At 65.0% G+C, this 21,423-nt stretch carries 21 protein-coding genes; 10 read left to right on the forward strand and 11 right to left on the reverse strand.

The window, feature by feature from the left end; genetic code table 11:
* Positions 1–6 precede the first annotated feature (6 nt).
* The gene (locus tag JQ604_RS38530) at positions 7–1,620 is read right to left on the reverse strand and encodes an FAD-dependent oxidoreductase (RefSeq protein ID WP_212365973.1); all 1,614 of its coding nucleotides are present in this window, start codon (positions 1,618–1,620) and stop codon (positions 7–9) included.
* A 156-nt stretch (positions 1,621–1,776) separates the two neighbouring features.
* Between JQ604_RS38530 and JQ604_RS38535 the strand changes: the two genes are divergently transcribed.
* On the forward strand, positions 1,777–2,337 hold the full coding sequence (locus tag JQ604_RS38535) for a MarR family winged helix-turn-helix transcriptional regulator (RefSeq protein ID WP_433996331.1): 561 nt from the start codon (positions 1,777–1,779) through the stop codon (positions 2,335–2,337).
* 133 nt (positions 2,338–2,470) lie between these two features.
* Here JQ604_RS38535 and ubiG read toward each other — a convergent pair whose 3' ends face one another.
* Together ubiG and JQ604_RS38545 are read right to left on the reverse strand one after the other, a co-directional pair.
* Positions 2,471–3,229 (reverse strand): bifunctional 2-polyprenyl-6-hydroxyphenol methylase/3-demethylubiquinol 3-O-methyltransferase UbiG, encoded by a 759-nt coding sequence (ubiG, locus tag JQ604_RS38540; protein ID WP_212365974.1) that lies wholly within the window; start codon positions 3,227–3,229, stop codon positions 2,471–2,473.
* Positions 3,230–3,242: 13 nt separating this feature from the next.
* Positions 3,243–3,710: a PH domain-containing protein gene (locus tag JQ604_RS38545; RefSeq protein ID WP_212365975.1), complete on the reverse strand. Its 468-nt coding sequence runs from the start codon at positions 3,708–3,710 to the stop codon at positions 3,243–3,245.
* A 185-nt stretch (positions 3,711–3,895) separates the two neighbouring features.
* On the opposite strand from JQ604_RS38545, the gene JQ604_RS38550 reads away from it, so the two are divergent.
* The 5 genes from JQ604_RS38550 (at position 3,896) to JQ604_RS38570 (ending at position 11,007) form a co-directional block, all read left to right on the forward strand.
* The gene (locus JQ604_RS38550; protein ID WP_212365976.1) at positions 3,896–5,149 is read left to right on the forward strand and encodes an aspartate kinase; all 1,254 of its coding nucleotides are present in this window, start codon (positions 3,896–3,898) and stop codon (positions 5,147–5,149) included.
* A gap of 382 nt (positions 5,150–5,531) precedes the next feature.
* Positions 5,532–7,799 carry a phosphoenolpyruvate--protein phosphotransferase gene (ptsP, locus tag JQ604_RS38555; RefSeq protein WP_212366012.1) on the forward strand — a complete coding sequence of 756 codons (2,268 nt, stop codon included), beginning with the start codon at positions 5,532–5,534 and terminating at the stop codon, positions 7,797–7,799.
* Between the two features lie 54 nt (positions 7,800–7,853).
* A complete protein-coding gene (prfA, locus tag JQ604_RS38560) occupies positions 7,854–8,933 on the forward strand; it encodes a peptide chain release factor 1 (RefSeq protein WP_212365977.1) in 1,080 nt (359 codons plus the stop codon).
* Positions 8,930–9,799: a peptide chain release factor N(5)-glutamine methyltransferase gene (gene prmC / locus JQ604_RS38565; protein ID WP_212365978.1), complete on the forward strand. Its 870-nt coding sequence runs from the start codon at positions 8,930–8,932 to the stop codon at positions 9,797–9,799. Before prfA ends, prmC begins: the two co-directional genes overlap by 4 nt.
* Before the next feature lie 443 nt (positions 9,800–10,242).
* The gene (locus JQ604_RS38570) at positions 10,243–11,007 is read left to right on the forward strand and encodes a DUF4167 domain-containing protein (RefSeq protein ID WP_212365979.1); all 765 of its coding nucleotides are present in this window, start codon (positions 10,243–10,245) and stop codon (positions 11,005–11,007) included.
* 54 nt (positions 11,008–11,061) lie between these two features.
* Here JQ604_RS38570 and JQ604_RS38575 read toward each other — a convergent pair whose 3' ends face one another.
* A complete protein-coding gene (locus tag JQ604_RS38575) occupies positions 11,062–11,790 on the reverse strand; it encodes a class I SAM-dependent methyltransferase (RefSeq protein ID WP_212366013.1) in 729 nt (242 codons plus the stop codon).
* A 129-nt stretch (positions 11,791–11,919) separates the two neighbouring features.
* On the opposite strand from JQ604_RS38575, the gene gloB reads away from it, so the two are divergent.
* Both gloB and JQ604_RS38585 read left to right on the forward strand, forming a co-directional pair.
* Positions 11,920–12,687, forward strand: a complete 768-nt coding sequence (gene gloB, locus JQ604_RS38580; RefSeq protein WP_212365980.1) for a hydroxyacylglutathione hydrolase — start codon at positions 11,920–11,922, stop codon at positions 12,685–12,687.
* Positions 12,687–13,121 carry a cupin domain-containing protein gene (locus tag JQ604_RS38585; RefSeq protein ID WP_212365981.1) on the forward strand — a complete coding sequence of 145 codons (435 nt, stop codon included), beginning with the start codon at positions 12,687–12,689 and terminating at the stop codon, positions 13,119–13,121. The genes gloB and JQ604_RS38585 overlap by 1 nt, the downstream gene beginning before the upstream one ends.
* A 64-nt stretch (positions 13,122–13,185) precedes the next feature.
* Here the strand turns inward: JQ604_RS38585 and yddG are convergent, their stop codons facing one another.
* From yddG to JQ604_RS38600, 3 genes are all read right to left on the reverse strand, one after another.
* Positions 13,186–14,052 carry an aromatic amino acid exporter YddG gene (gene yddG / locus JQ604_RS38590; RefSeq protein ID WP_212365982.1) on the reverse strand — a complete coding sequence of 289 codons (867 nt, stop codon included), beginning with the start codon at positions 14,050–14,052 and terminating at the stop codon, positions 13,186–13,188.
* Positions 14,053–14,197: 145 nt separating this feature from the next.
* On the reverse strand, positions 14,198–14,923 hold the full coding sequence (gene phbB / locus JQ604_RS38595) for an acetoacetyl-CoA reductase (protein ID WP_212365983.1): 726 nt from the start codon (positions 14,921–14,923) through the stop codon (positions 14,198–14,200).
* Between the two features lie 201 nt (positions 14,924–15,124).
* Positions 15,125–16,303, reverse strand: coding sequence for an acetyl-CoA C-acetyltransferase (locus tag JQ604_RS38600; RefSeq protein WP_212365984.1), 1,179 nt, complete (start codon positions 16,301–16,303; stop codon positions 15,125–15,127).
* 304 nt (positions 16,304–16,607) lie between these two features.
* Here JQ604_RS38600 and phaR point away from each other — a divergent pair, with 304 nt between their 5' ends.
* Positions 16,608–17,207, forward strand: coding sequence for a polyhydroxyalkanoate synthesis repressor PhaR (gene phaR, locus JQ604_RS38605; RefSeq protein ID WP_212365985.1), 600 nt, complete (start codon positions 16,608–16,610; stop codon positions 17,205–17,207).
* Between the two features lie 135 nt (positions 17,208–17,342).
* Here phaR and JQ604_RS38610 read toward each other — a convergent pair whose 3' ends face one another.
* Entirely contained in the window at positions 17,343–19,034 is a 1,692-nt protein-coding gene (locus tag JQ604_RS38610; protein ID WP_212365986.1) for a putative bifunctional diguanylate cyclase/phosphodiesterase, read from the reverse strand.
* A 215-nt stretch (positions 19,035–19,249) separates the two neighbouring features.
* On the opposite strand from JQ604_RS38610, the gene JQ604_RS38615 reads away from it, so the two are divergent.
* Entirely contained in the window at positions 19,250–19,534 is a 285-nt protein-coding gene (locus JQ604_RS38615) for a hypothetical protein (protein WP_212365987.1), read from the forward strand.
* A gap of 65 nt (positions 19,535–19,599) precedes the next feature.
* On the opposite strand, the gene JQ604_RS38620 is transcribed toward JQ604_RS38615, so the two are convergent.
* The 3 genes from JQ604_RS38620 to mtgA form a co-directional block, all read right to left on the reverse strand.
* Positions 19,600–20,241: a hypothetical protein gene (locus JQ604_RS38620; protein ID WP_212365988.1), complete on the reverse strand. Its 642-nt coding sequence runs from the start codon at positions 20,239–20,241 to the stop codon at positions 19,600–19,602.
* Between the two features lie 152 nt (positions 20,242–20,393).
* Complete coding sequence (gene rpmF / locus JQ604_RS38625) at positions 20,394–20,579, reverse strand: 50S ribosomal protein L32 (protein WP_044536294.1); 186 nt, start codon at positions 20,577–20,579, stop codon at positions 20,394–20,396.
* Positions 20,580–20,737: 158 nt separating this feature from the next.
* A complete protein-coding gene (gene mtgA, locus JQ604_RS38630) occupies positions 20,738–21,409 on the reverse strand; it encodes a monofunctional biosynthetic peptidoglycan transglycosylase (RefSeq protein WP_212365989.1) in 672 nt (223 codons plus the stop codon).
* Between the last annotated feature and the right edge of the window lie 14 nt (positions 21,410–21,423).

Here is a 21,423-nt window from a genome sequence, read left to right on the forward strand (position 1 = left end):
ATCCCCTCAGTTCAAGCCGGAGGCGCGCGCCAGCGCCGCATCGAGCGCGGGGCGCGAGGCTTTGCGGAAGCGCGCAGCGACATAGCCGTCGGGCCGCAGCAAATAGGACGTGCCTGAAACGGCGTCGTAACGTTTCGCAGCAAGCCCTTCCGGATCGACGAGACCGCCGTCACCACCAACGCGGATCGCGCCGACGCCCTCGGGCACATCGGCGGCTGCACCATTGCCAAACTCCAGCAGCGCGAAGCGCGTTCCCTGCTTGATGAAGGCATCTGTCAGGAAGGTGGAACCACCATTGCGGTCCGCCATCGGTGCATCCGGCATCGAAGCGCCCGGCCGCGGGCCGCCGCGCCACTCGTCACGATCTTCCGTCGAGAGCGGCGTGTCATAGACCGACGGCACCGAGAGCCGGCCGCCATTGACCATGCGCTTGCCGAATTCGGTCTCTTTCGCCAGCGACAGCACGGCCTGGCGCAGCCGCGCCTCCTGCTTCGTCACCGGCGCCATGAAATCGGTCGAGCGCGTCGATTCGCGGATGTTCTCATCTGCCGCCGCACTGCGCTCGATGTGATAGCTCTCGAGCAGGCGCTCCGGTGAAGCGCCGCGCAGCACGCGATCGAGCTTCCACGACAAATTCTCGGCGTCCTCGAGCCCGGAATTGGCGCCGCGCGCGCCGAACGGCGACACCTGATGCGCGGAATCGCCGGCGAAGATCACGCGGCCATGGAGGAATTTCGCCATCCGCCGGCACTGGAATTTGTAGAGCGAGATCCATTCGAAATCGAACTTGTCGTGGCCGAGCATGCGCTCGATGCGCGGCCGCACATTCGCGGGCTGCTTCTCCACCGCGGGATCCGCATCCGGGTTGAGTTGCAAATCGATCCGCCAGATGTCATCGGGCTGCTTGTGCAGCAGGGCCGAGCGGCCGGCATGGAATGGCGGATCGAACCAGAACCAGCGCTCGGTCGGGAATTCTGCGGTCATCTTGACGTCCGCGATCAGGAACTGATCCTCGAACACCTGCCCCGCAAACTCGGCACCGACCATCTGCCGCAGCGAGGAGCGCGCGCCGTCGCAGGCGACGACGAAGCTCGCATGCATCTGATAGGGGCCGTCAGGCGTCGCAATGGTCAGCGCGACGCGATCATTACGTTGCTCCAGCGCGGTCACCTTGTTGCGCCAGCGCAGGTCGACCTCGGGCAGTTGCGCGGTGCGATCGACCAGATAGGCCTCGGCATAGAACTGCTGCAGGTTGATGAAGGCCGGCCGCTTGTGGCCCTCCTCCGGCAGCAGATTGAACTGGTAGAGCTGGGAAGCGCCGTGAAAGATCTTGCCGACGCTCCACACCACGCCCTTGTCGACCATGCGGTCCCCGACACCGAGCCGGTCCCAGAACTCCAGCGAACGCTTCGAGAAGCAGATCGCGCGCGAGCCCTCGCCGATCCGGTCGGCATCATCGAGCAGCACCACGCGCTGGCCGCGCTGGGCGAGATCGATGGCGAGCGACAGCCCGACCGGCCCCGCGCCGACGATCACGACGGGATGCTCGGCGACGCTGGCGCCTGAGCGGTCCTGATCGGGATGCCTGCGGTAGCCGAACTGGGTTTTGGCCTGTGCCATGCGTGACCCTGGTGTTCCCTGGAAGTGCCGATGTTCGACTTTGGTTATCTGAGACGGCCTTGCGACCGCGGCGCGAACTTGCTAAATTAGTCGCACTTGCAACTATCTTTAAACTCCCCTGCGGGCCCGCCGTCAACTCAAATTGGAGGGATTTTTTTGGCCAGGACCTCCCTGCCCCCAAACCAGGCCCGGCAACGCGCCGCGGCCGACGCGACCCTGCGCGACGACACGGCGCCCGGGAAAAAGCGGCTCGATCTCTTCCACTTCATGCCGTTCCGCCTCAACCGGCTGGCGGCCGAGGTGAGTTCGGCACTGTCGGTCGAATACCGGGCGCGCTACGGCCTCGACATTCCCGAATGGCGCGTGCTGGCGACGCTCGGCTTCCGGAGCGACGCCTGCAGCGCGCAATACATTGCCCACTGCACCCGCACCCATAAATCCACCATTAGTCGGGCGGTCTCGGCGCTGATGGAGCGGCAGATCGTCGAGCGCGTCGAGAACGAGGACGACCGCCGCGAATTCCGCCTGCAGCTGACGCGCAAGGGCCAGTCGCTCTACGAGGAACTGATCCCGCGCCTGCAGCGCAAGGAGCAGGAGATCCTGTCCTGCCTCTCGGCATCGGAGCGCAAGGAATTGGCAAAGCTGCTCGGCAAGATCGAGGCGAGCCTCGAGCTGGTACAGACCAGCGAGGAAGCCGACGCGAAGGAAGCGTATTAGCCGCGTGGCGTCACAATGGTCCTAACCCCTCATCCTGAGGAGCTTGCGAAGCAAGCGTCTCGAAGGACGAGGCCACCATCCGGGCCTCATGGTTCGAGACGCGCTACGCGCTCCTCACCATGAGGGGAGGGACTCACATCTCCTCCGCCACCACCATGTAGTTCACGTCCATGTCGGACGAGATCGCCCATTTGTCGGCGAGCGGATTATAGACCACGCCGGCCTGCTCGGTGACGGTGAGATTGAGGTCGGCGAGGTAGCGGGTGAGCTCATCGGGGGTGACGAACTTGCTCCATTCATGCGTGCCGCGCGGCAGCCAGCGCAGCACATATTCGGCGCCGACGATCGCGAGCGCAAAGCTCTTCCAGTTGCGGTTCAGGGTAGAGACCACCATCAGCCCGCCGGGCTTGAGCATCGCGGCACAACGCTTGAGGAAAGCGCCGACATCGACCACGTGCTCGACGACTTCCATGGCGAGCACGATGTCGAACCGCTCGCGCACATCCATGTCCTCCACCGTGGTGCAGCGGTAGTCGATCGACAGATGGCCCTTGTCGGCATGCAGCTTCGCCGCGGCGATGTTGGTGGCGGAGGGATCGATGCCGATCACCTGGGCGCCGAGCCGCGTGAAGGGTTCGCAGAGCAGCCCCGCCCCGCAGCCGATATCGAGCATGCGCAGGCCCGACAGGCAGCTCAGGCTTTTGACGTTGCGCTCGAACTTGCGGCAGGCGGCGTCGCGGATATAGGTCAGCCGCAGCGGATTGATCTTGTGCAGCGGCGCCATCTTGCCGCGCGGGTCCCACCATTCGTCCGACAGTTTTGAGAACTTTGCGATCTCGGCCGGATCGACCGAGCTGGCGGAGGCATTGGAGAGTGTGGATTGCATAGCCATAGGTCGCGCGCCCCTATCGCGCGGTGATCGAATTGCGGAACGCCAGTGGCGCGGCAATGGTCGTGATCTTCTGCTTGCCCTCGCCGACGCCCAAAATGGTCACGTCGCCGTAGTTCAGGATGCGGCCCATGATGCTCTGCTCGACGTCGACACTTTCGACCTTGTCGAGGCTCATCTCGAAGGTCTTCCGGGTGATGAAGCCGGTCTTGTGCACAACCCGCATATTGGTAACGTCGGTTTCCGTGGTGAAGCGATGGAACCAAGCCGTGACGGTGAAATAGAGCGCTGCAAGCGCGGCTATCGCCGCAGCCGCCAGGCACAGCAGCACCAGCCCCTCGACCGTCGCCATCCGCGACAGGATCACCAGGGCCAGGACCACGATCCAGAGTCCGATGGCGGGCAGATAGAACATCCAGTGTGCATTGGTCGAGTACAGCACCTTTTCGCCCGGCTGCAGGATTTCGTCGATATAGCGCCCCATACAAACCGCCTTACGTTACCCCTGCGCCACAGCCCGCCCGCAACCCGCCCCCGGGTGCATCAAGCCCGGCAGGAACCGGCTTGCCCCCGGGCGCGGCGCTATGTATACGCGCGTTTGGCCTCCCGCGCTGCCGATTTCGGTGCCGGGCGCCACACTTATCCTCTTTAGGGAATCAGCGCGTCGTCATGGGCCGCCTCGTGATGAAATTCGGCGGTACGTCCGTCGCAAATATCGAACGCATCCGCAACGTCGCGCGCCATGTGAAGCGCGAGGTCGACGCCGGCCATGAGGTCGCCGTCGTGGTTTCGGCCATGTCCGGCAAAACCAACGAGCTGGTCGCCTGGTGCACCGAGGCCTCGCCGATGCACGACGCCCGCGAATATGACGCGGTGGTCGCCTCCGGCGAACAGGTCACCTCCGGCCTGCTGGCGATCGTGCTGCAGGGCATGGGCATCCAGGCCCGCTCCTGGCAGGGCTGGCAGATCCCGATCAAGACCTCGGACGCCCACGCCTCGGCGCGCATCGAGGACATCGACGGCACCGAGATCATCACCCGCTTCAAGGAACGCAAGGAGGTCGCCGTGATCGCCGGCTTCCAGGGCGTCAATCCGGCGACCAACCGCATCACCACGCTCGGCCGCGGCGGCTCGGACACGTCGGCGGTGGCGGTCGCGGCAGCGCTGCGCGCCGACCGTTGCGACATCTACACCGACGTCGACGGCGTCTACACCACCGACCCGCGGGTGGTGCCGAAGGCACGCCGGCTCGACAAGATCGCCTTCGAGGACATGCTGGAATTGGCCTCGCTCGGCGCCAAGGTGCTGCAGGTCCGCTCGGTGGAACTCGGCACCGTGCACAACATGCCTATCTTCGTCCGTTCCAGCTTCGACAAGCCCGAGGATATCGACCCGCACGGCACGCCGCCGGGCACGCTGATCTGCAGCGAGGAGGAAATCATGGAAATGCACGTCGTCACCGGGATCGCCTTCTCGAAGGACGAGGCCCAGATTTCCGTGCGTCAGGTCGAGGACAAGCCCGGCGTGGCCGCGGCGATCTTCGGGCCGCTCGCGGACGCCAATATCAACGTCGACATGATCGTGCAGAACGTCTCCGAGGACGGCAAGACCACCGACCTCACCTTCACCGTGCCGGCGACCGACTACAACCGCGCCAAGGAGACCATCACCTCTGCCAAGGCCAGGATCGGCTATGCGCGGCTCGACACCGCGACCGACGTCGCCAAGGTCTCGGTGATCGGCAGCGGCATGCGCAGCCATGCCGGCGTCGCCGCCAAGGCGTTCAAGGCGCTCTCGGAGCGGAACATCAACATCCGCGCCATCACGACGTCCGAGATCAAGTTCTCGGTGCTGATCGACGCGGCCTATACCGAGCTCGCCGTGCGCACCCTGCACACGCTATATGGGCTGGATCAGGCCTAGCCCGCTTAAAGCCCTCACAAGCCGAGACATACCCCTCATCCGTCGCGGGCTGTGTCCGCGACACCTTCTCCCACAGGGGGAGAAGGAAGAGAGGCGCCGCGACACCGTCTGGTAGTTGGAATTTCTCTTAGCGGGCGCAGCATTGGCCTGACATAGACGTTATTGCTACTGGCAGGCGTTTTGCTTGGCAAAGCGAGCCTCGATTGGCTATACGGCCAGTCAGGTGGGCTGTCGCAAACTGTGCAACAGTTGAGGCGATCCCGATTCGGCGGGACCGGGCGCTTGCGGCGACGCCGAATGATTAAAATTGTTGGATTGGTTGGATTTGGCGCCAGCACCCGCCGAGCGGGTGGCCCGGCGGTGCGAGGAGGGACAAGTGGCTATTCGGAGCGCGTCGGGAGGCCCCCGCGTCCTGTTGAGACGGCTCCGCGAAACCATGGCGGAGCAAGTCTCCGCGCAGGAACGGCTCGACAAGATCGTGGTGCTGATCGCGGCCAACATGGTGGCTGAGGTCTGCTCGACCTATGTGCTGCGCGTCGACAACACGCTCGAATTGTACGCCACCGAAGGCCTGAACCGCGACGCCGTCCATAGAACAGTGCTCAGCGCCCATGAGGGCCTGGTCGGCCTCGTCGCCAGCGAAGCGACGCCGCTGAACCTGTCGGACGCGCAGAGCCACCCGGCCTTCTCCTACCGGCCGGAAACCGGCGAAGAAATCTACCACTCCTTCCTCGGCGTGCCGATCCTGCGTGCCGGCAATACGCTCGGCGTGCTGGTGGTGCAGAACCGCGCCAAGCGCACTTACGTCGAGGAAGAGGTCGAGGCGCTGCAGACCACCGCCATGGTGCTGGCGGAGATGATCGCCTCCGGCGAGCTCGCAGCCCTCGCCCAGCCCGGCGCGGAACCTGCCGCGCGACACTCGCTGCACAAATCCGGCGCGGTGCTCTCCGAAGGCATCGCGCTCGGCCATGTCGTGCTGCACGAGCCGCGCGTCGTCATCACCAATTACATCGCCGAGGACCTGCCGAAGGAAATCAAGAAGCTCGATGCGGCGCTGGCCAAGTTGCGCTCCGACCTCGACCGCATGCTGGAGCGCGGCGACGTCGCCGAGGGCGGCGAGCACCGCGAGGTGCTGGAAGCCTATCGCATGTTCGCCAACGACCACGGCTGGTCGCACAAGCTGCATGAGGCCGTCGGCACCGGCCTCACCGCGGAGGCCGCCGTCGAGCGCGTGCAGTCCGACACCCGCGCGCGCATGCTGCGCTCGACCGATCCCTATTTGCGCGACCGCCTGCATGATCTCGAGGACCTCGGCCATCGCCTGATGCGGCAACTGGTCGGCCAGGATCATGCGCCGTCGCGGGAGCAATTGCCCGAGAATGCCATCCTGATCGCGCGCGCGATGGGTCCCGCGGCGTTGCTGGATTACGACCGCAAGCGGCTGCGCGGCCTGGTGCTGGAGGAAGGCACCGCCAACTCCCACGTCTCGATCGTGGCGCGCGCGCTCGGCATTCCCGCGGTCGGCGAAGTCCCGAACGCGCCGGGCATCGCCGATCCCGGCGACGCCATCATCATCGACGGCACCTCCGGCGAGATCTATGTCCGTCCCTCCGCCGAGATCGAAGCCGCCTATGCCGAGCGGGTGCGGTTCCGCGCCCGGCGGCAGGCGCAATATTCGGCGCTGCGCGACAAGCCCTGCGTCACCAAGGATGGGCAGAAGATCGAGCTTCTGATCAACGCCGGCCTGACCATCGACCTGCCGCATATCGAGGACACCGGCAGCGCCGGCATCGGCCTATTCCGCACCGAGCTGCAGTTCATGGTGAGCCCGAGCCTGCCGCGCTCGAGCGACCAGCTCGCGCTCTACCGCACCGTGCTCGATGCCGCCGGCGAAAAGCCCGTCACCTTCCGCACCCTCGATATCGGCGGCGACAAGGCGTTGCCCTATATGGAGACCGTGATCGAGGAGAATCCGGCGCTGGGCTGGCGCGCGATCCGGCTCGGTCTCGACCGACCCGGCCTGCTGCGCGGCCAGATCCGCGCGCTGCTGCGCGCCGGCGGCGGACGCTCGCTCAAGATCATGTTCCCGATGATCTCGGAAGTGTCCGAGTTCGACCAGGCCAAGGCGATCGTCGAGCGCGAGCTCACTTATCTGCGCCAGCACGGCCATTCGCTGCCCGAGCGGATCGACGTCGGCACCATGGTCGAAGTGCCCGCGCTGCTCTACCAGCTCGACGAGCTCCTGAAGAAGGTCGACTTCGTGTCGGTCGGCTCCAACGACCTGTTCCAGTTCCTGTACGCGGTCGATCGCGGCAATGCCAAGGTCTCCGAGCGTTTCGACACCATGGCGGCGCCGATCCTGCGCGCGCTGCGCGACATCGTGCGCAAGGCGCAGGCGGCGAAGAAGACGGCGTCGCTGTGCGGCGAGATGGCCTCAAAGCCGCTCGGCGCGCTGGCGCTGATCGCGCTCGGCTATCGCTCGCTGTCGCTGTCGGCGACCGCGCATGGCCCGGTGAAGGCGATGATCCTCGATCTCGACGCCAAGAAGGCCGAGGCGATGCTCAATCCACTGCTGGATGCACCAGTCGGCAGTGCCTCGATCCGCGAGAAGCTGACGAAATTTGCCGAAGCTGAAGGGCTGGCCTTGTAGCGACGCTGCCGTCGCCTGCCGCCTTCCCTGTTTTGCGCAATTTGAGATTCTGCCATGCTCCCCGAAGCCAAACTCGACATCCTCCTCGCTCACCACGCTTCGCTCGAGGCCGAGCTGCTGGGCCAGGTCAATTCCGACCGTTACGTCGCGATCACGCGCGAGCTCGCCGAGCTCAATCCGCTGATCGACGCGGTGAAGGATTATCGCAGCGCCCGCACCGAGCTGGCCGACACCGAGACGCTGCTGGCGGATGCCGGCACGGATGCGGAGATGCGCAGCATGGCGGAAGCCGAGCTCGAGACGCTGCAGGCGAAGATCGGCGAGCTCGAGCAGAAGATCCGCGTCGCGCTGCTGCCCAAGGATGCGATGGACGACCGCAACGTGATGCTGGAAATCCGCGCCGGCACCGGCGGCGACGAGGCCTCGCTGTTCGCCGGCGATCTGTTCCGGATGTATGAGCGTTTTGCGGCTTTACAGGGCTGGAAGGTCGAGGTGATCTCGGCAAGCGAAGGTACTGTCGGCGGTTACAAGGAAATCATCGCCGAGGTGCAGGGCCGCGGCGCGTTCGCGAAGCTGAAGTTTGAATCCGGCGTGCATCGCGTGCAGCGCGTGCCCGACACGGAGACGCAAGGGCGCATCCACACGTCGGCGGCGACGGTCGCCGTGCTGCCCGAGGTCGAGGACGTCGACGTCGACATCAAGAACGACGACCTGCGCATCGAGACGATGCGCGCGGGCGGCGCCGGCGGTCAGCACGTCAACAAGACGGAATCGGCGATTCGCATCACCCACATCCCGACCGGCATCGTTGTCATGATGCAGGACAGCCGCTCGCAGCACAAGAATCGCGCCTCGGCGATGAACATCCTGCGCTCGCGCATCTACGATGCCGAGCGCCAGCGCGTCGAGGCGGCGCGCTCCGCCGACCGCAAGGAGAAGGTCGGCTCCGGCGACCGGTCCGAGCGCATCCGCACCTACAATTTCCCGCAGGGGCGCGTCACCGACCACCGCATCAACTTGACGCTCTATAAACTGCCGCAGGTGGTGTCGGGCGAATCGCTGCACGAGTTGATCGATGCGCTGACCACCGAGCACCAGGCCGCGCAGCTCGCCGCGCAAGGTGCGGCGGCGTGAGCCAAACCGTCGATGCCGCGCGGCGCGCGCTGGCGGCGCGCTTCAAGGGTGCCGGCAACGACTCCGCGGAGCTCGACGCACGATTGCTGGTCGGCGCCGCACTCGGCCTCGATCTCACCGGATTGATCACGGCAGCGAACCGCACGATTGCGGCCGATGAATCCGAACGTCTCGAGGCCTTCGCGCAGCGCCGTCTCACCGGCGAGCCCGTCGCGCGCATCATCGGCACCAAGGAATTTTGGGGCCTGCCACTCAAGCTGTCTGCCGCCACGCTCGTGCCACGGCCTGACACGGAGACCATTGTCGAACGCGCGCTGGAGCTCCTGCGCTCCGATGGCGTCACCGACAACAACTTGCGCATCGCCGATCTCGGCACGGGCACGGGCGCGATCCTGCTGGCGCTGTTGTCGGAACTGCCGAACGCGCATGGCTTCGGCACCGATATCTCGACCGAGGCGCTGGCGACCGCGCGCGCGAACGCTGCGCAGCTTGGGCTTGCCGATCGCGCAACCTTCATCACCTGCGATTATGCATCCGCGCTCGACGGCGCCTTCGACCTGATCGTGTCGAACCCGCCCTATATCCCTTCCGCCGACATCGCCGGTCTCGCCGTCGAGGTCCGCGATCACGATCCCCTCGCCGCGCTCGATGGCGGGTCCGACGGACTCGATGCCTACCGCGCCCTGATCCGGCAATCCGTGGGTCTGCTTGCGCCCCGCGCCGTGCTGGTTGTGGAGGCCGGCCAGGGCCAAGCCACGGATATTGAAGCCCTGATGACGGCCGCCGGATTATTCCCTGCAGGGCCGCCGAAACGCGATCTGGGAGGCATCCCGAGGGCGGTTTCGGGGCGAAAGATGCCGCGATAAAGTCCCATTGGAACGTAAAAAAACCTCTTGGAATTACCCCCGGGAACGACTACGTTCCGGCCACAGCATCGGTAATGGCCCCGTAACCGATACGGGTGGTGACCAGGGTTCTTGAGCCGAGAGCCCGCCGATTGAAAGGTTCCAAAAACGCAGGTCATATTGAGCGCAATAGCCGCAAACGTGCTGCTCTGGACCGCCAAGCGAACGAAAGCCTGTTATTGCGCTTGAAGACTTACGTGAGAGAACTGGGCCTGCTTCGTCGGGCTTGATTGATTTGGTCGCTGGCGATGTTCGCCGGCGGTGGGGAACGCGTCTTTGTTGAACGCGATGGTTGGCAACCTCGAAACCACATTGAACGGTATGTCGGTTCCGTGCGCGTAACCGCGTGCCGGATCGGATGAGTGATGACTGCAAAACTTCAGGGCTGGAATAAAAGGCGAGATATGAGAAACGGTCAGAACAACAAGCGGATGCGGAACCGGAATAACAACAATAACAATAACAACAACAATAACCGGCGCGGCCAGAATCCCCTGACGCGTGTGTACGAGTCCAACGGACCCGATATCAAGATCCGCGGCACGGCCTCTCATGTTGCCGAAAAATACGTCCAGCTGGCGCGCGACGCGCGCTCCTCCGGCGATCCCGTTGCCGCCGAGAACTACTACCAGCACGCCGAGCACTATTACCGCATCATCGCCGCGGCGCAGGAGCAATTCCGGCAGAATCAGCAGCAGCCGCGTCCCGACGCCGAGGTTCAGACCTCTGACGATCACGACGATGAGGGCGACAGCTATTCGAGCTTCGGCCAGGAGCCGGGCCTGCCGCAGCAGCAGCAGCCGTTCATGCGCGACAACGGTCCGCGCGATGGTGGTGTGCGCGACAACAACCAGCAGCCCTATCAGCGCGAGCAGCCGCAGCCGCGCGAACACCGCGAGCATCGCGAGCGCGACCATCGCCCGCAGCCGCAATATCAACCGCCACCGCAGAACCAGCCGCAGCCCGTGATGGCCGATGCCGGCGGCGTCGACCGTCTGCCCTCCTTCATCACCGGCGGCGCGCAGCCGCAGGCCAGCGGCTATGAGGGCAATGGCGGCGGAGAACGCCCCGAGCGCGGCGACCGCTTCCCGCGCCGTCGCCGTCGTCCGCACGGCCCGCGGCCGGACATGGCGCAGGCTGCGCCGAGCGAAGACGTCGGCGGCGAGTAGCAGGTTGCAACGTGTTGAAGAAGAGGCGGGCGATTTGCCCGCCTCTTTTTTGTTTTATCCGCGCGTCGCAGATGACGACGGCACCAGCACCGGCTGCAGCGATGGAATCAGCCGCGTGCGCTTCGCCGGTATTGCGCGATAGACCTGCTTGCTGGCTTCAACGATGTGCACGCCGGCGAACGGCGCGGAGATCGCCGCGCCAACGCGCTCCCACGCCATCGCCGAACGCAGGAACCAGCCGCCGGCAACCGGCGGCATGAACAGCGCCTCGCCCCACGCCGCCGGCGTGAACCAGGTCTGCCGCAACAATTGCGTGATCTGCGCGCGGGAGTACGGCCGGCCATGTCCGAACGGCGTCGCGTCGGTGCGCGTCCACACGCCGCGCCTGTTCGGAATCACGGCGATCAGCCGCCCCGACGGCGACAACACGCGCCACACCTCGCGCAGCAGCCGCTCCGGATCATCGGACATTTCCAGCGCGTGCACGAGCAGCACGCGATCGACCGCGGCGTCCGGCAGCGGCATCGAGAATTCGTCGATCAGGGTCGCCAGCGCCGGGCGGCCGGTCGGCCATTTCAGCACGCCCTGGGCGGCCGGCATGAAAGCGATGCAGCGCTCGCAGGTTTCGCGGAACAGGCCGAGATAGGGTGTGGGATAGCCGAGACCGAGCACCCGCTGGCCGTCCGCATCGGGCCAGCGCGCGCGGATACCGCGGTTGATCAGCTGTCGCGCCACGATGCCGAGGCGCTGCGAATAGAAATCCCGGAGGTCGATGACGTCCATATCCCAACCTAACATGCCGCCCCCGTCAGCGGCGCGCGGAAATTTGCTTTGCGGCGTGAGCGTTAACGCCATATTTCGCCCCTATATTTGGCGTGTTACCGTTCCCGCCGCAGCACCTCCGGAGATATCATGTCCGCCGAAATCCGCACCTTCACCTGCCTCACCGACAATTTCGGCTACCTGATCCACGACCCCGCGACCAAGGCCACCGCCTCGATCGACGCGCCGGAGGCCGGCCCGATCATCGCAGCGCTGGAGCGCGAGGGCTGGACGCTGACGGACATCCTGATCACCCACCATCATGGCGACCATGTCGGCGGCGTCGCCGAGCTGAAGCAGAAGTACGGCTGCCGCGTCGTCGCCCCGCACGACAAGTCGACCAAGATCGCCAATGTCGACCTGCGCGCCGCCAATGGCGACGTGATCAAGATCGGTGACCTGCTGGCGCGCGTGATCGAGACGCCCGGTCATACGCTCGATCACATCTCCTATGTGTTCGACGGCGAGAAGGCGGTGTTCGCCGCCGACACGCTGTTCTCGATCGGCTGCGGCCGCGTGTTCGAGGGCAACTATCCCATGATGTGGGATTCGCTCTTGAGGCTGCGCGCGCTGCCCGACGATTTCCGGCTCTATTGCGGCCACGAGTATACCGCGTCGAACGTGAAGTTCGCGCTGACCGTCGAGTCCGACAATCCGGTGCTCCAGGCGCGGGCAGCCGAGGTGACAAAGCTGCGCGCGGAGAACAAGCCGACGATCCCGACGCTGCTCGGCGAGGAGAAAAAGGCAAACGTGTTCCTGCGCGCCGACGAGCCGTCGGTCGCCGCGAAGCTGCACATGAAGGGTGCTGATCCCGCACAGGTGTTCGGCGAGCTCCGCGAGCGCAAGAACAAGTCCTGATGCCCCTTCCCTCGGCTGCCGACATCATCGCGCGGCTCGAGCTGAAGCCGCATCCCGAAAGCGGGCATTATCGCGAGACCTTTCGCGACAAGCGCTGCGACGTGAACGGCCGCGCCTATTCGACCGCGATCTATTTCCTGCTGGCGCGCGGCGAGCGCTCGCACTGGCATCGCATCGATGCGGTCGAGACCTGGCATTACTACGCCGGTGCGCCGCTGACTTTGCAGATCGCGCATGACGGCTGCACACGGCACACCGTGAAGCTCGGCCCCGATGTCACGCGCGGTGAACGGCCGCAGGCGATCGTACCCGCGGATGCCTGGCAGGCTGCCGAAAGCACCGGCGACTGGACGCTGGTCGGCTGCACCGTCGCGCCAGGCTTCGAGTTCGCGAAATTCGAGCTCGCGCCGAAGGGCTGGGCGCCTGCGTCGTAATCCGCTTCGGATGGGTGGAGTGTTCGTCATCGCTCGAAGAGCGATGGCGGTCACTCCACCCATCCTACTTTTTCAACACCATATCCTTCGCCGCGATCAGGCCGCCGCCGGCGATCAGGAGCGCGGCGATGGCGAGGTTGGCGCTCGGCTTCGCATAGCCCGCAAGGATCAGGAACATCGTCGACAGCAGCGGTGTCGCGTAGGAGGCGGCGCCGAGCACGCGGATGTCACCGCGCTTCATGCCGATGTCCCAGGCAAAGAAGGCGGCGCCGACCGGGCCGATGCCCAGCGCGATCACGGCAAGCCATTGCAGCGGCGACTCCGGCCACACCGTCGTCTCCACCCGCAGGTGCACGAGGGCTGCGAGCACCGCGGTCGCGAGACAAAAGCCGGCGACGGCATCGGTCGGCACCGCCTTGAGCCGGCGCGACATCACCGAATAGGAGGCCCAGACGAACGCGGCGACGAAAGCGGCGGCAAGCCCGGGAATCTGCGCGGGCGTGAAGCTGCCGGTATTGCCGGCGAGCAGCAACACGGTGCCGACGAGCCCCAGCAGCGCGCCGATGATGTGATGCGCCGCCAGCCGCTCGCCGGGCAACAGCGAGGAGAACAACACGATCAGGAGCGGCCAGAGATAGTTCAACAGCCCTGCTTCCGCCGGCGGCGCGAAGCGCAGCGCCAGGAAATACAGCGCGTGATAACCGAACAACCCGCCGATGCCGACGACCCACGCGACCAGCGGCTGCTTCAGCGCTGCGAACGCCGACGGGCGGAACAGGAAGCTCGCGAACGCGACGGCGGCAGCAATCGCGAACGTCAGCGCCAGCAGCTGGAATGCGGGAATTTTTCCAGTCGCCACCGTCAGAACCGACAGCAGCGACCACATCAGGATCGCGGTCAGTCCAACGAGGGTCGAAGTGCGGGTCGTCATCAAGGATAAGTCCGGCGCGGCCGGAAGCGCGAAGCGCGCCTTCGCAAAAGACATTCCGGCGTCGGCCCCTTGTACAGACGCCAATGCCCGGCACAAGGCCGGGCATGACGACTTCACGGATGCCGCTTGCGACGCTTGCGCGCGCTTACGCCTGATACTGGCCGCCGTTGATGCTCAGCGTCGAGCCGGTGATGAAGCCGGCGTCGTCGGAGGCGAGGAACACCACCGCACGTGCGATTTCCTCGGGCTCGCCCAGACGATTGACCGGGATCTGCGGAATCACGGCCTTTTCCAGCACGTCCTTCGGCACCGCCTGCACCATTTCGGTGTTGATGTAGCCGGGGCAGATCACGTTGACGGTGATGCCGCCCTTGGCGTTCTCAAGCGCGAGCGCCTTGGTGAAGCCGATGTCGCCGGCCTTGGCCGCCGAATAGTTGACCTGGCCGAACTGGCCCTTCTGGCCGTTGATCGAGGAGATCGAGATGACGCGGCCGAATTTTCGCGCGCGCATGCCTTCGATCACTTGCCGCGTCATGTTGAACAGCGAGCCGAGATTGGTGTTGATCACGGCGCTCCACTGCTCGAGCGTCATCTTGTGGAAGGCGGTGTCCTTGGTGATGCCGGCATTATTGACCAGCACGTCCACGGGGCCGAGATCGGCCTCGACCTGCTTCACGCCCGCGGCGCAGGCATCGAACGAGGCGACGTCCCACTTGTAGACGGGAATGCCGGTATCCGCCTTGAACTTCTCCGCCGCGGCGTCGTTGCCGGCGTAGCTTGCCGCGACCTTGTAGCCGGCTGCCTTCAGAGCCTTGCTGATCGCAGCCCCAATGCCGCGCGTTCCGCCCGTTACCAATGCTACACGTGCCATGTCCGTCTCCTCCTTGGCCGTTTTTTTGAGAACCGGAAATGACTCCGGTCTTCGCACTCGCACTCACACACACTTCGAAACAAAAATGCCCGGCGCGAGGCCGGGCATCTTATTTATCAGCTCGCGCCTTGGTTGACAGATGATCTTTTCATCATCCAACCCGCTCCGCTGCCTTTTGTTCAGTCGCGTGCAACGCACATATCAATCGCGTGCCACGCACATGGCGATGCCCATGCCTCCGCCGATGCACAGCGTCGCAAGGCCCTTCTTGGAGTCGCGCTTCTGCATCTCGTGCAGCAGCGTGACCAGCACGCGGGCGCCGGATGCGCCGATCGGATGGCCGATCGCGATCGCACCGCCGTTGACGTTGACCTTCGCGGCATCCCAGCCGAGGTCCTTGTTGACGGCGCAGGCCTGCGCCGCGAACGCCTCGTTGGCCTCGATCAGGTCGAGATCGCCGATGTTCCAGCCGGCCTTCTTCAGCGCGGCGCGCGACGCCGGGATCGGGCCGGTGCCCATGATCTTCGGATCGACGCCGGCCTGGCCCCACGACACGATGCGGGCGAGCGGCTTCTTGCCCAGCCGAGCGGCTTCCTTGGCGGTCATCAGCACCACGGCGGCAGCGCCGTCATTGATGCCCGATGCGTTGCCGGCGGTGACGGTTCCGTCCTTCTCGAAAGCTGCGCGCAGCTTGCCCATCGCGTCGATCGTGGCGCCATGGCGCGGATATTCGTCGGTGTCGACCACGATGTCGCCCTTGCGGGTCTTGATCGTGACGGCCGCGATCTCATCCTTGAACTTGCCGGCCTTCTGCGCGGCCTCGGCCTTGTTCTGCGAGGCGACCGCGAACTCGTCCTGCTGCGCGCGGGTGATCTGGTACTGCTTCGCCACGTTCTCGGCGGTGTTACCCATGTGGTAGCCGTTGAAGGCATCCCACAGGCCGTCCTTGATCATGGTGTCGACCAGCTCGAGGCTGCCCATCTTGGCGCCGCCGCGCAGATATTGCGCGTGGGTGGCCATGCTCATCGATTCCTGGCCGCCGGCGACGACAATCGAGGAATCGCCGTTGAGCAGCGCCTGGTATCCGAGCGCGACCGAGCGCAGGCCCGAACCGCAGAGCTGGTTGATGCCCCAGGCCGGGCTCTCCACGGGAATGCCGGCATTGATCGAGGCCTGACGGGCCGGATTCTGGCCTTGGGCAGCGGTCAGGATCTGGCCCATGATGACTTCGGAGACTTGGCCGGGCTCGACGCCGGCACGCTGCAGCGCCGCCTTGATCGCGACCGCGCCGAGATCGTGGGCCGGGGTCGTGGCGAATGCTCCGTTGAAAGCGCCGACGGCGGTGCGGGCGGCGCTGACGATGACGACATCGTCTGACATGGACATCTCCTATTGTGGGTTGGTTTTTCTTGACGGCGGGCGGGCCGATTGGCGGGCCAGTCTTAAATCCTATCCTGTTAACGTCGTTGAGCCATGTCAATCGGCACGAGCGCCAAATCGTCCTGCGCCGCACTCAAAATGGCGCGCTTGGCAGTTTCCTGAGCAATGGCGGTGCTTTGAGATTAACCGTGGCGCACAAAACGGTAGCCGAACGGCTTTGAAAATGCTTACCTTTGCTGCGATGCGTTGCATTTAGCCCCACGGCGATGCCGTCGGGTTCCAGGTTCTGTTGAAGTGAGAGCCCATGGCAAAATCTGAACAACCCACCACAATCAAGAAATACGCGAACCGACGGCTCTATAATACCGGGACGAGCACCTATGTGACGCTCGAAGACCTCGCCGCGATGGTGAAAGAGGGCGAGGACTTCCTCGTCTATGACGCCAAGACCGGCGACGACATCACCCGCTCGGTGCTGGCCCAGATCATCTTCGAGCAGGAAAACAAGGCCGGGCAGAATCTGCTGCCGACCACCTTCCTGCGCCAGCTGATCCGCTTCTACGGCGACAGCATGCAGATGGTGGTGCCGAAATATCTCGAGCAGTCGCTTGCGACGCTGACCCAGGAGCAGGAAAAGTTTCGCAAGCAGATCGCCGGTGCGCTCAGCGGCACCCCGTTCGCGCCGCTTGAGGAGCAGGTCCGCCGCAACATGGAGCTGTTCCAGCAGACCTTCTCGATGTTCAAGCCCTTCGTGCCGCAGCCGCCGCGCGGCAACTCCTCGGCCGAGCCCGAGAAGGTGCCGGAGCCCGCACCTGACGATGGCAACATCGACGATCTGCGCCGCCAGATGAAGGACATGCAGGAACGGCTCGAGCGCATGTCCCAGCCGAAGAAGGACGAGTGACCCTCAGCTGTCGTCACCCGCGAAAGCGGGTGACCCAGTATTCCAGAGACGTCAGTGGAAGACCGATAGGCCGCGGCGTACTTGGTACCCCGCTTTCGCGGGGTATGACACCGAGGGATTGGCCCGCTTCGCTGCTTACCCCGCCACCGGCAGCACCTGGTCCGGCCCGGCACTCCACGGCCGCTCCAGCGAGGCCAGCCCGATCAGACGGCCCTGGATGAAGTCGCAGCCCCATTCGCGCAGCATCACGGCGGCTTCTTCGTCCTGCACCCATTCGGCGACCGTCTTGATCTGCAGGCGGCGCGCCAGATCGATCAGGGTCTGGACGAAGGCGCGGTCGTCGGCGGAGCGGGCGATGTTCTGCACGAAGGCGCCATCGATCTTGACGATATCGACGCCGAGCTTGCGCAGGTTGCGGAACGAGGTGTAGCCGGCGCCGAAATCGTCGATCGCGATCCGGCTGCCAAAATTCTTCAAGCGCGTAACGAAGCCGCGGACGTCGTCCAGATCCTGGATCGCGACCGTCTCGGTGATCTCGACGATCAGCCGCTCGCCAACGCCGGGATGGGCGCGCATCAGCGAATCGATCGTGGTCCACCAGTCCGGATCCATCGTGGTGTCCGGCGAGATGTTGAGGCTGAGCTGCACGTTCGGCGAGGTTGCGAGCTCGGCGATCGCAAGCTCGAGCACGCGATGGTCGACGAGGCGGATCAGCCCGAGCCGTTCGGCGACCGGGACGATGTCGGGCGCGAGCAGCGCCTGGCCGTCCTCCTGCTCCATCCGCACCAGGCATTCGTAGAATGCCGGCTGGCGTGAGCGCGCTTCGACGACCGGCTCGAAGCCGACCACGATGCGCCGCTCGTTCAGCGCGGTGACGATCTCGTCGGTGACGCGGATATTGACACGGCGCTGCGCGTCGCGCTCGACATTCGGCTTCCACAGCGCGAACGAACCGGCGCGGCGGCTTTTGGCGGCATCGAGCGTCTCGTGGGCGCGGTTGACCGCTTCATCCGCCGAGCGGGCGTGACGCGGAATCGTGACGGCGCCGATCGAGGCGGTCACCGACACCGGCCCCGATTTGGTCGGGATCACCTCGTCGCGGACCGCGGCGAGGAAGCGTTCGGCGGCGACATTGGTGTCGTCGACGGTGCAGTTGCGCAGGATCAGGCCGAACTTGTTGCCGGAGAAGCGGCCGAGCATGTCGCCGCCACGCAGTCGCGCGCGGATGCGTTTGGCGACCTCGGCGATCACGGCGTCCGCGACGTCGAAGCCGAAGGCATCGTTGACCCGCGCCAGATGATCGATGCCGATCAGCATGAAGGCGCAGGAAGAGCGGAAGCGCGCACATTCCTCGATCGTCTCGGCGAGCGAGGCGATCAGATGGGTGCGGTTGAGCTCGCCGGTCAGCGGATCGTGCCGCGACAGTTTCAGAAGCTGCTCGTCGCGGGCGTGGCGCTCGTTGTTGATGCGGACGATGCCTTCCGCACGGACTGGCTTGCCGTCGGCGCCGACATACCAGCAGCCGGTTTCCTCGACCCAGATCACCGGGGCAGAGGTGGTGGCGCGGACGCCGTATTCGATCCGGTAGGGCGCGCCTTCGCCGGTACCCGCCGGCGCTGATTGGCTCAGCGCCTCGGTGCGGATGCCGCGCGACGGCTCGATCAGTTTTGCGAGCTCGGCACCGCTGGCGAGCGCCTCGAGGGGAATGTCCGTGAAAACCGTCGCCGCATTGCCGCTCCAGGCGATCGCGTCGGTTGCGATGTCCCAGGCAAAGGTCGCCTGTCCGAGCGAGGCAAGGATGTGGTCGGCCGTCGGGACGGAGGGCATCAGGCTTGCCTCGTTTCGAAACACCACCTACAGGTGATTCTGCATCTGAGGATAGTGGGTTCCGACTCGCACGCTAGGTGAAGTTGATAAATAATCTGGAAACCACGTTTTGAGACGGCCGGGAACGAACTTGCCGGCTCCGGCATGTCCCTTGCCACGAACAGGACCAGACGGGGCAAGTCGTCCCGAAATGCGACGGGCAGGTTCGGTTCGCTATGCTTGACATCGATCAATCAGAGGTTTTGGACGGCGAGGTGCTCGGTGACGAGACCGCCTGCACCGATCTCGTGCCCTTGAACCCGGTGGCGGCACAATGGGCGCCGAAGCGGCCACTGAACCATCCGGATACGTCCTTCATCACCCAGCTGATCGCGACCGCCGAACAGGTGCCGCAGACCCGCAATCTGCGCCGCGGCTCCTACGCGGATGCGCAGTCGGCCTATGGCCCACATGTCGGCGAGCGCCGCAGCGTGGCGCGGCGGACGCGGCAGATCATCTAGAGCATGATCCGGAAAAGTGTGAAGCGGTTTTCCGAAAAGATCATGCTCAAAATCAACAAGAAAAGTTAGCGCGGCGCGTTGTCCTGCGACGCGGGCTGCGGCGCTTTCGGCTGCGGATGATCCTGCAGCACCGATTCCGCGACTGATGCCGCTGAAGGCACCGACGGAGTCGGTGGCGTAACGGGCGCGGCGGCCGGAGCCGGCTCGGCTTGCACAGGAGCTGGCGTTGGGGCCGGCGCTGGAGCCGGTGCGGGCTCGACTTGCGGTTCTTCTACGACATCAGGCGCAGCCTTGCGTCCGCGTTTGGCGGCCGGCGCAGGCACTGATGCCGCAACCAGCGCGCGGCGACGCACATGCTGGGCAATGCCGCCGAAGAAGTCGGCCATCGCCAGCAGCGTCAGCAGGCAATAGGTCGAGGTGCCGAACTGCGGCCACATCACGAATTCAGCTGCGGCGGCGCCGAACACGATCAACGCCAGCAGATGATCGGTGAGATATTTCGCGCCGGGCCGCGCGCCCTTGATGACCTCGAGCATCAGCATCAGGATGCCGAGCGCGAGCAGCACGTCACTCAGCGTCACCGCCCACGCAACGCCCGAGACCAACGTGATCTTGATCAGCGGGTCCGTGAGGGACACCGTCGGCATCAGGAACACGAGGATGTTGTAGATCGCGAGCGGGACGAGAAGCAGCGGAAAACCGACCATCGGGGCTGGGCCTTCTTCAAGGAACCGAGCATAGCGGCGTGGCCAAAGCTCTCGCCGCTGACGCGCCCGTCTTACCGCACGCTATGGCCGAATTCAGAAGCCTAATTCAAGCTCGGCGCCGCAAGGTCGCGCGCGCCGGGCCCAACGTCCGATCAGGACTCTTTCTTGGCCTTCAGGACCTGACGGCCCTTGTACATGCCGGTCTTGAGGTCGAGATGGTGCGGACGGCGCAGTTCGCCGGAGTCCTTGTCCTCGACATAGGTCGGGGTCTTGAGCGCATCGGCCGAACGGCGCATGCCACGGCGCGACGGCGAGGTTTTTCTTCTGGGAACGGCCATGACGGTGTCCTCTAGGGGTGTTGCGGAGGCATCGTCCGAAATGCGGACGGCACAGCGCGCCTGGAAGCGCATGCTGCAATGCCGGTAAGGCCGCGCTTATAGAGGAAGGGCCATCGTAAATCTAGGGTCTGGCTCGCGAAAAAGCGCCCGGAATCGGCTCAAAATGCACGATTTTCGCTCCAGCAACGCTGGACTGCGTTGGCTCGCGCCATATAGGTCGCTGAGAGCCGCCGCACCCCCGGCCCGGGGCTGCGAGCGCTCCGTTTGACCGGATTGGGCAGGATCGCCGCCAAGAGCGCTGCTTCGCGGGGCGACAGGCTCGAGGCCGGACGGCCGAAGGCATATTGCGCGCCGGCCTCGGCGCCAAACTGTCCGGATGGGCCCAATTCGGCGATGTTCAGGTAGATTTCCAGCACCCGCTGCTTGGGCAGCACGAAGTCGATCCACATCGCCAGCGGGATCTCCAGCCCTTTCCGGATCACGCTGCGGCCGGGCCAGAGAAACAGGTTCTTTGCGACCTGCTGGGTGATGGTCGAGCCGCCGCGGGCGACCTCACCATCCTCGGCGTCGTCCATCACCTCGCGCAGCGCGCCCCAGTCCACCCCGTGATGGCTGCAGAATTTGGCGTCCTCCGAGCCCACCACGGAGCGCGGCAAATACGGCGACATGCTGCGGAAATCGACCCAATGCCGGGTCACCGGCGCGCCCTTCAGCGTGCGCCAGGCCATCAGGGCGGAGACCGGGTGCCCGGTCCGGTAGAACGGCGCCACCAGATAGGGCAGCAGCACGAGGACCAGCAAAACCAGCAATAAAATTCGGACGATGCGCAAAAGTGCTGCTTCCG

The sequence above is a fragment of the Bradyrhizobium jicamae genome (assembly GCF_018130695.1).
GTDB lineage: Bacteria > Pseudomonadota > Alphaproteobacteria > Rhizobiales > Xanthobacteraceae > Bradyrhizobium > Bradyrhizobium jicamae_B.